This is a genomic window from Micromonospora deserti (assembly GCF_003236335.1).
Taxonomy (GTDB): Bacteria; Actinomycetota; Actinomycetes; order Mycobacteriales; family Micromonosporaceae; genus Micromonospora; species Micromonospora deserti.
Genome location: NZ_POUB01000460.1, coordinates 1 through 2506, shown reverse-complemented (window position 1 = coordinate 2506; position 2506 = coordinate 1). Strand labels below are relative to the sequence as shown.

The 2506-nt window shown below is 74.7% G+C and carries 4 protein-coding genes; all 4 read left to right on the top strand.

From position 1 onward, the window contains the following. Nucleotides 1-822 (top strand): patatin-like phospholipase family protein (locus C1I99_RS31135; RefSeq protein WP_233512819.1); only part of this gene is annotated, 822 nt, incomplete at its 5' end. Beyond that, complete coding sequence (locus tag C1I99_RS31130; protein WP_111137712.1) at nt 822-1838, top strand: 1-acyl-sn-glycerol-3-phosphate acyltransferase; 1017 nt, start codon at nt 822-824, stop codon at nt 1836-1838. The genes C1I99_RS31135 and C1I99_RS31130, both read left to right, overlap by 1 nt. Nucleotides 1839-1847: 9 nt before the next feature. Beyond that, nucleotides 1848-2165 (top strand): divalent-cation tolerance protein CutA, encoded by a 318-nt coding sequence (gene cutA / locus C1I99_RS31125; protein ID WP_111137711.1) that lies wholly within the window; start codon nt 1848-1850, stop codon nt 2163-2165. Nucleotides 2166-2213: 48 nt separating this feature from the next. Further along, on the top strand, nt 2214-2506 hold a 293-nt coding region (locus C1I99_RS31120; RefSeq protein WP_199562461.1), incomplete at its 3' end, for a hypothetical protein.

Genomic DNA, 2506 nt, shown 5'->3' with positions numbered 1-2506 from the left:
CCGGTGGCGTTCGTGCTCGGGGGTGGGGGAGTTCTCGGCGCGGTCGAGGTGGGCATGCTGCGGGCCCTGTTCCGCGCCGCCATCCGGCCCGACATGGTGCTCGGCACCTCGATCGGGGCGGTCAACGGCGCGTTGGTCGCCGCCGACCCCTCCGAGGCGGTCACCGACCGGCTGGTCCGGCTCTGGTCCTCGCCGGAGGCGAGCGAGGTGTACGGCGACTCGGTGGCCCGCCAACTGCGCAGGTTCGCCGCCCGGACCCACCTCCACTCGCCCCGGCCGCTGCGCAAACTCCTGGAGAGCGAGCTGGGCGCGGAGACCACCTTCGCCGACCTGCGGGTGCCGTTCCGGTGCTGCGCGGCGAACATCGAGCGGGCCGCCGAGTACTGGTTCCACAGTGGGCCGGTGGTGCCGGCGGTGCTCGCCTCCGCCTCCGTACCGGGGCTGCTGCCGCCGTCGCGGATCGGCGACCAGCACTACATCGACGGCGGGATCGTCAACTCGATCCCGATCGGCGAGGCGGTCGCCGCGGGCGCCGCGCAGATCTTCGTACTCCAGGTGGGGCGCATCGAGCGGGAGCTCAGCCCGCCCCGCCGGCCCTGGGAGATAGCCCAGGTGGCGTTCGAGATCGCCCGACGGCACCGGTTCGCGCGGGAGATGGCGGCGCTGCCCGACGGGGTGGAGGTGCACGTGCTGCCGACCGGTGGGCTGGAGCCGCGCGACGACACGCCCTGGGCGTACCGCGACAGGGCGGCGGTGGGGCGGCGGATCAGCCGCGCCTACACCGCCTCCCGGCGCTACCTGGCCACCCAGCTGGACCGCTGATGCCACTGCCGCCCCGGTGGGTACGCCGGCTGCTCCTGGCCCCCGGCGTGGTGCTGCTCGCCGCCCTGGTGGTGACCACGCTGCCGGCCTGGGCGTTGCTGGCGGCGGCCGTGTCGCCGCTGGTCCCGGGCCGGTTCCGGCCGCTGCGGCTGCTCTGGATCGGCTGCGTCTACCTGGTGTGGGACGCGGCGGCGCTGCTCGCGCTCTTCGTGCTCTGGGTCGCCTCCGGCTTCGGCTGGCGAGGGCAGGCCCCGGCCTTCCAGCGGGCGCACTACCTGCTTGCCGGCTGGTTCCTGCGGGTGCTGTTCTGGCAGGCCCGGTGGGCGCTGCGGCTGCGCATCGACGTGGTCGGCACCGACCCGGACACCGCGCTGCCCGGCCGGCCGGAGCTGGTGCTCAGCCGGCACGCCGGCCCGGGTGACTCGTTCATCCTGATCCATGCCCTGGTGAACTGGTTCAAGCGGGAGCCGCGGATCGTGCTCAAGGACAGCCTGCAGTGGGATCCAGCGATCGACGTGCTGCTCAACCGGCTGCCGAACCGCTTCCTCGCGCCCGGCCCGGACGGCCGGGGATCGGTGACCGAGCAGATCGGGCACCTGGCCACCGGCCTGGACGACGACGACGCCTTCGTGATCTTCCCGGAGGGTGGCAACTTCACCCCGAAGCGCCGGCTGCGGGCCATCGCCCGGCTGCGGTCCCTCGGCCTGGAGCGGATGGCGCTGCGCGCCGAGCAGATGCGGCACGTGGTCGCCCCGCGGCCGGGCGGGTTGCTCGCGGCGCTGGAGGCGGCCCCGGACGCCGGTGTGATCTTCGTGGCGCACACCGGGCTGGACCGGATGCTCACCGTCGCCGACGTATGGCGGGAACTGCCGATGGACAAACGGATCGTGATGCGGTTCTGGTCGGTGCCGCCGGAGGACGTCCCCACCGGCCGGCGGGAACGCATCGACTGGCTCTTCGACTGGTGGGCACGCATCGACGGATGGATCGCTGCCAACCGGGACGCCGCCGCGTAGGGTGCGGTCGTGGACCAGATCTGCGTGGTGACGACGGTGGTGGACGCCCGGTCGGTCGCCGACGTGCTGGCGGCCGCTGCCGTCGCCGGGCGGCTGGCGGCCTGCGCGCAGGTCGGCGGCCAGGTCGACAGCACCTACTGGTGGCGCTCCGGGGTGGAGACCAGCACCGAGTGGGAGGTGCGGTTCAAGACCGCCCCGGACCGGGCGGCGGCGCTGGTCGAGCAGGTCCGGGCCAGCCACCCGTACGAGGTGCCGGAGATCCTGGTGACCCGGGTGGAGAGCGACCCGGCCTACGCCACCTGGGTGCACGAGCACACCCGGCCCTGAGTACGCGCACTCTGGTCGGCGGCTCTCCGGCCTGTCCATGATGGCCGGGTGGAAGACACCGGCTACCCCTGTCCCGCCTGCGGCGCGCCCGCCGATCTCGGCTCCGGCTGCTCCGGCTGCGGCCGGCCACCGTACCCGCCCGCGGCGGAGGTGATCCGGCTCGACCGGGAGATCGTGGCGCTCGGTGGCGAGGTGGAGCGGGCCCGGCAGGCGTACCAGGGGCTCGCCGACCGGCTGGCGGTGACCCGGCGGCGCCGGGCGGAACTGGCGGCCGGGATCCGCGTGGAGTTCCCCGCACCGGCCGCGCGCCCGCTGCCCCGGCCCGCCGGGGCGGGGTGGCC

Coding starts and splice junctions, on each gene's coding strand:
- C1I99_RS31130 (WP_111137712.1), top strand. CDS start 822: ATGCCACTGCCGCCCCGGTGGGTACGCCGGCTGCTCCTGGCCCCCGGC.